This window comes from Pseudomonas sp. K5002, assembly GCF_013386655.1.
GTDB lineage: Bacteria > Pseudomonadota > Gammaproteobacteria > Pseudomonadales > Pseudomonadaceae > Aquipseudomonas.
Genome location: NZ_JACARK010000772.1, coordinates 1 through 6,613 on the forward strand (window position 1 = coordinate 1; position 6,613 = coordinate 6,613).

6 protein-coding genes are annotated in these 6,613 nt (G+C 60.5%); 3 read left to right on the forward strand and 3 right to left on the reverse strand.

All coding sequences use genetic code 11. The annotated features are described in order from the left end of the window. Together HX846_RS28210 and HX846_RS28215 are read left to right on the forward strand one after the other, a co-directional pair. Positions 1 to 781 (forward strand): AraC family transcriptional regulator (locus tag HX846_RS28210; protein ID WP_178966548.1); only part of this gene is annotated, 781 nt, incomplete at its 5' end. Positions 782 to 1,081: 300 nt separating this feature from the next. Further along, a complete protein-coding gene (locus tag HX846_RS28215) occupies positions 1,082 to 2,101 on the forward strand; it encodes a pyruvate dehydrogenase (RefSeq protein ID WP_177050485.1) in 1,020 nt (339 codons plus the stop codon). Between the two features lie 144 nt (positions 2,102 to 2,245). Here HX846_RS28215 and HX846_RS28220 read toward each other — a convergent pair whose 3' ends face one another. After that, the gene (locus HX846_RS28220) at positions 2,246 to 2,716 is read right to left on the reverse strand and encodes a MarR family winged helix-turn-helix transcriptional regulator (RefSeq protein ID WP_008431958.1); all 471 of its coding nucleotides are present in this window, start codon (positions 2,714 to 2,716) and stop codon (positions 2,246 to 2,248) included. Positions 2,717 to 2,861: 145 nt separating this feature from the next. Here HX846_RS28220 and aceE point away from each other — a divergent pair, with 145 nt between their 5' ends. Further along, on the forward strand, positions 2,862 to 5,531 hold the full coding sequence (gene aceE / locus HX846_RS28225) for a pyruvate dehydrogenase (acetyl-transferring), homodimeric type (protein WP_178966549.1): 2,670 nt from the start codon (positions 2,862 to 2,864) through the stop codon (positions 5,529 to 5,531). A 124-nt stretch (positions 5,532 to 5,655) separates the two neighbouring features. Here the strand turns inward: aceE and HX846_RS28230 are convergent, their stop codons facing one another. After that, complete coding sequence (locus HX846_RS28230; protein ID WP_003208512.1) at positions 5,656 to 6,144, reverse strand: DUF1289 domain-containing protein; 489 nt, start codon at positions 6,142 to 6,144, stop codon at positions 5,656 to 5,658. A gap of 52 nt (positions 6,145 to 6,196) precedes the next feature. Beyond that, the coding region (locus HX846_RS28235) for a ribonucleotide-diphosphate reductase subunit beta (protein WP_178966550.1) at positions 6,197 to 6,613 on the reverse strand (417 nt) is incomplete at its 5' end.

The window sequence follows — 6,613 nt, forward strand, 5'->3', positions numbered from 1 at the left end:
CGCCGGGGTCACCGCCGCCCAGGCGCCCACCGTGCGCGAAGCCGCCCGTACCCTGACGCGCTTCGAAGCCTTGTACGGCTCCAACTATCGCGGCCAGTCGAGCTTTCACGAGGATGCGGACGGTGCGTGGCTGCGCTTCTACTCCATCAGCCCGTACAACGCCTATAACCGCTTTGTGGTGGACTCGATCATCGCCGGCTGGCTGCATCAGTTGTCGAGCCTGAGTGCGCAACCGGTGCAGGCGCAGCGGATCGAAATCGAGTTCCAGGCCCCCGACTACAGCGAGCGCTACAGCGTGCTTGGGGACTGCCCGATCCAGTTTGGCGCCGAGCACAATCAGTTGCGCCTTAGCCAGCAAACCCTGGCCCTGCGCAACCCGGAACACTGCCCGAGTACCTGGCAATTACTGGTGCAGTTGTGCGAACGGGAACTGGAGCAGTTGACGCGCACCCGCAGCCTGCGCGAGCGCATTACCCGCTTGCTCGGGCCGATGCTCAATGGTGGCCGGGAACCCGACCTGGAAGAAGTGGCGTCACGCTTGAAACTGCCGACCTGGACCCTGCGGCGCAAGCTGGCGGAAGAAGGGACTCAGTTCCGGGCGATTCTCAACGACACTCGCCGCGACCTGGCCATGACCTACATTCGCGATACCGAACTGGCGTTCGGTGAAATTGCCTATTTGCTCGGTTTTGCTTCAGCGGAAGCCTTTCAACGGGCGTTCAAGCGCTGGAACAGCCAGACCCCAGGGGAATTTCGCCGCAGTCAGCGGCATTCCGCCTGACGTCTGTCTTACAGCTCGGTGGCATCATCGGCCGGATCCAGCGGATCCAGTTCAAAGGCGTGGTACTCGAGCAATTCTTCCTGGTAATCGTCCATGGTTGACTCCTTGTTTTATGAAAAGGGGTTGCTTAGTGACCTGCACAACCAGCCTAAAGTGCCGTCATGACGAAAAAATGTCCGTGGCATGACGTTCCTGCACTTCAGGATTAAACGTAGCAGGATTGCCTTGATTTAGCCGGATGAATTTTAGATGCAACTGCAATCATTGCAATTGCAATCGTAAGCCGAATTCCTTTAGGGTATGGGCACCCGTTGCCAAGCGACCCTGCTCATGACTGCCAGCACCGAACGCTCTGCCCTGATCTGCATCGACGCCCTGAATGCAACGCAGCAGCCCCGCTGCTCGCCCCTGTATAGCGTGATGACCATGGCCAACACCCTGGAGTCCAGCCGGCAGGCGTGGGTGATTCGCGGCCAGTCGCGCTCACGCCGAGTGGTGAGCTGGCCCACCTGGTTCGCGCGCAATACCGGGGAAAAACCCATGCTGTACCTGCACACGGCCGCGTCATCGGCGCAGTTGCGCGCGCTGTCCGGCGAGACCCGTCAGCGGGGCATCCTGTGCAACGACAATGCAACCCAGCCCTCCCCTTCACTGCCCTTATGGCTGGCCAGCAATCCTCACTGCACACCTTATGACCCGGCCTCCGGCGAGGAAGCCCGGGCGATTGTGCTGGCGGGTTTGCAGGCGCTGTATGTCGACGGCGAGCCGGGGTTCTACTACCTGGCACTGCACGATCAACACGAAGGGCCAGGGCTGAGCCCGCAGGATAGTGACCATGCGCTCAGGGGCATGTACCGGGTCCGGCGCTCATACACCAGTGAATTGAGGGTGCGGTTGCTGGGTGCGGGTCGAGCGTTTGAAGAAGTCGTGCACGCCGCGCAGTTGCTCGAGACGGATTGGAACGTCGAGGCGCAACTGTGGAGTTGCCCCAGCTATACACGGCTGGCCCGCGAAGCGGATGCAGCGCAACGCTGGAACCGCCTGCACCCGTTGGAACCGAAGCGCAGTTGTCATCTAAGGGATTGCCTGGCTGGGGATGGCGCGCCGGTGGTCGCAGTCACCGGGTATCCGCAGCCTATCGTTGACCAGTTGGCAGGGCATGTGGATGCGCGTTTTGTAGCGTTGGGTGCGGGCTCCGTGGAAACGTCAGCACCCAGTCGATATTGGGTAGCGGTGCTGGCATTGAAGGCGTTGGCGGATGACGGCTGGATCGAAGCAGAACAGGTGGAGACCGCCCTGAATCGATATCACCTGAAATGACGATCTGCAATCCATCGCAGATCAAATGTGGGAGCGGGCTTGCTCGCGAAGACGGTGTACCTGTTGATATTACTGTTGCTGACACACCGCTTTCGCGAGCAAGCCCGCTCCCACACGGAATCCGCGTCGCCTGGAATATTTGCTTCAGGTCTTACGCCGCCCGCGGGTCTGCACGCCCGCCTCCATCGCCAGCCCCGCGGTACGTTCCAATGCCTCGGCAAAACCCCGGCGTTGCTCGCTGTCGAGCTGCGACAAAAACAATTCATCCACGCTGCTTTCGTAGATTTTCCACATCTTTTTACGCAATACCCGGCCCGCGTCGGTGATCGAGACAAAGGCAGCACGCCCGTCACCGTCGGAGCGCGAACGCACCACCAGGCCGTCCTTTTCCAGGCGGTCGACCAGGCGCGTCAGGTTGTAGCGTTCGATGGCCAGCACATCGGCCAATTCGTGCATGCGCCGGGTGCCATCGGGGCCACTTTCCAGGCCCCACAAAGCGTCGTACCAGGCATACGGCGGCAGACCGGCATCGGCCAGGCGCCGTTCGATTTCACGGATGACCGTCCTGTGGGCCCGAACAAAACGGAACCAGACATCAGGCTCTTTCGACGACATGCAACACCATCCGGGGAATTTCAAGAAGGTTGCAATAGTAGCTCATCCCGCGCTAGATTCAGTCATGTAGTTGCAATTGCAACTACATTCGCAAAGCTCCCACAAGGAGCCCACACGCTGAAACCCGTCCACCCTGGAGCCTGACATGACCCCGAACACTGCAGTACGCCTCGACGACGATCCACAGGAAACCCGCGAATGGCTGGAGTCCATCGAATCGGTGCTGTCCACCGAAGGCCGCCCGCGCGCGCATTACCTGATTGATCAGTTGCTGGATTTCGACGTGGCGCGGCATGGCGACTTCTACGGGCGGGTGACCACCCCGTACGTCAACACCATCCCGGTAGACCGCCAGTTGCCCTACCCCGGCAACCTGGCCACCGAGCGCCGGCTGAATGCGTTTATTCGCTGGAACGCCATGGCCATGGTGCTGCGCGCGGGCAAACATTCCGGCGTGGGCGGGCATATCGCAACCTATGCGTCGGCTGCGGTGCTGTATGACGTAGGCTTCGACCATTTCTTCCGTGGCCGAACTGAAAGCTTCGATGGCGACCTGGTGTACATCCAGGGCCACTCCGCGCCGGGCATTTACGGGCGGGCGTACCTCGAAGGCCGGATCAGCGAAGCGCAGCTGGACAACTTCCGCCGGGAAGCCGGTGGCGACGGTTTGTCATCCTATCCGCACCCTCGCCTGATGCCTGACTTCTGGCAGTTTCCTACGGTTTCCATGGGCCTCGGACCGATTACCGCCGCGTATCAGGCGCGCTTCATGCGCTACCTGGAGTTCCGCGACCTCAAGCAGCACCAGGGCCGCAAGGTGTGGGCGTTCCTCGGTGATGGCGAGATGGATCAGCCGGAATCCCTGGCAGCCATTTCCCTGGCCGGGCGCGAGAAACTCGACAACCTGATCTTCGTGGTCAACTGCAACCTGCAACGCCTGGATGGGCCGGTGCGCGGCAATGCCAAGGTGATCCAGGAATTCGAAAGCCTGTACCGCGCCGCCGGCTGGAACGTGATCAAGGTAATCTGGGGCGGCGGCTGGGATGCGCTGCTGGAAAAGGATAAAAGCGGCTTGCTGCGCCAGCGCATGATGGAGTGCGTGGACGGCGACTATCAAAACTACAAATCACAAAACGGCGCCTACGTGCGGGAACACTTCTTCGGCAAATACCCGGAGTTGCTGGCGCTGGTGGCAGACATGTCCGATGACGATATCTGGAAACTCTCACGGGGCGGCCATGACCCGGACAAGGTCTACAACGCCTATGCCGCCGCCGTGCGTCACAGCGGCCAGCCGACGGTGATCCTGGCGAAAACCGTCAAGGGCTTCGGCATGGGCGAGGCCGGCGAAGGCCAGAACATCAACCACCAGCTGAAAAAGATGGGCGCTGAAGCCGTCAAAGCCTTCCGCGATCGCTTCGGGCTGGAAGTGGCCGACGACCAACTGGCTGAAATCCCGTATCTCAAACCGGCCGCCGACAGCGAAGAGGCCCGCTATTTCGCCGCCCGCCGCCAGTCACTGGGTGGCTACGTGCCGGCTCGCCATAGCGCGGTCGAGTCGCTGAAGATCCCGGAACTGGATGCCTTCGCCACCCAGCTCAAGGACACCGGCGAACGCGCGATCTCCACCACCATGGCCTTTGTGCGCATCCTCGGCACCCTGCTCAAGGACCCGAACCTGGGCAAACTGATCGTGCCCATCGTGCCGGACGAGTCCCGCACCTTTGGCATGGAAAGCCTGTTCCGCCAGATCGGCATTCACTCCGCCGTCGGCCAGCTCTACACCCCACAAGATGCCGGCCAGCTGTCCTACTACAAGGAGAGCAAGGACGGACAGATCATGCAGGAAGGCCTGAATGAATCCGGCGCCATTTCCTCGTGGATCGCAGCAAGTACGTCCTACGCCAACCACGGCTTGATGACCGTACCGTTCTACATTTTCTATTCGATGTTCGGCTTCCAGCGGGTCGGCGACCTGGCCTGGGCCGCAGGTGATGCACGGGCGCGGGGCTTTCTGCTGGGGGCGACGGCCGGGCGCACCACGCTGATGGGCGAAGGCCTGCAGCATGACGATGGCCACAGCCATGTGCTGTCGTCGGTGATCCCGTGCTGCATTTCCTACGACCCGACGTTTGCCTTCGAGCTGGCGGTGATCATTCGCGAAGGCATGCGCCGGATGTACGTCGAGCAAGAGGACATCTACTACTACATCACCCTGCTCAACGAAAACTACCCGCACCCGGCGATGCCCGAAGGCGTCGAGGACGGGATTCTCAAGGGCATGTATCGGTTGAAGGCGGCTGAAGACACCACGCAACCACGGGTACAGCTGATGGGCAGCGGTTCGATCCTGCGGGAAGTCATCGCCGCCGCGGACCTGCTGCGCGATGATTTTGCCCTGGCCAGCGATGTGTGGAGTGTCACCAGCCTGACCGAGCTGCGCCGGGAAGGTCATGCCGTGGAGCGCTGGAACCTGCTGCATCCTGAAAGCGAACCGCGTACCAGCTATGTCGAGCAGTGCCTTGAGGGCCAGCCTGGGCCCGTGGTGGTCGCCACCGACTACATGAAAATCTTTGCCGATCAGATTCGCCCGTTTGTACCGGGCCGGCGCTTTGTGGCGCTGGGCACCGATGGCTTCGGGCAATCGGATACCCGCGAAACCTTGCGCCAGTTCTTCGAGGTGGACCGGTATTTCATTGTGCTGGCGGCGCTGACGGCGTTAGTGGAGCAGGGGAGTCTGGACAGGCAGGTTTGCCAGCAGGCGATAAAGCGTTATGGGGTGCAGACCGATCGCGAGCCGTCCTGGACCTCCTGAGCGACAAAGATCTAAATGTGGGAGCGGGCTTGCTCGCGAATGCGGTGTGTCAGTCAATATATCCGGCAACTGATACACCGCTTTCGCGAGCAAGCCCGCTCCCACACTGGTTCTGTGTGGTTGTCTAAATACTGGCTATCAACGGTGCCCCAAACGATTCCCGCAGAAACCCCGGCGCGATATACCGCTCGTAATGCGCCTCGGACAACAGGAAAAACTCCCGGTCAATCGCATCCCGCAAATCTGCCAGATTGCGCTCGCGAAACTCCGGCAACAGCGCCAACCCATACGCATCCAGCTTCGAAATCACCCGCGCGCCCCGGGCAATCAACTGGTACGCCCAGCAATACGGCGACTGGTGGGGCACAAAGCGGATCTTGCGGTCTTCCAGTTGCTGGCGCAGGCGTTGCGGGTCCAGCACCTGCAGCTTGCTGGTCATCACCTGCACCAGCAGTTGTTCCAGGCGCAGCCACACCGCCTGTTTCTCCTCGGCGTTGTAGCCGTTCCACTGAATCACTTCATGGTGATAACGCTTGCAACCCCGGCACACCAGGTCTCCGTAGACGGTGGAGCACAGGCCGACGCAGGGGGTCTTGATGGTTTGATTGGGCATAAAAAAACATCGACAGGTGAAACAACACGGCCCCCGAAGGGGCCGCTTTAAATCAATCCCAGCTCAGCGCGCCGCCAGTCTGGTACTCGATCACACGGGTCTCGAAGAAGTTCTTCTCTTTCTTCAAGTCCATGATCTCGCTCATCCACGGGAATGGGTTAGTCGTCCCTGGATACTCTTCCTTCAACCCAATCTGCGACAGACGACGATTCGCGATGAACTTGAGGTAGTCCTCCATCATCGCCGCATTCATCCCCAGCACCCCACGCGGCATGGTGTCACGCGCATATTCAATCTCCAGCTGAGTCCCTTGCAGGATCATCTGGGTCGCTTCTTCCTTCATCTCGGCATCCCACAAGTGCGGGTTTTCGATTTTGATCTGGTTGATCACATCGATGCCGAAGTTCAGGTGCATCGACTCATCCCGCAGGATGTACTGGAACTGTTCCGCCACGCCGGTCATTTTGTT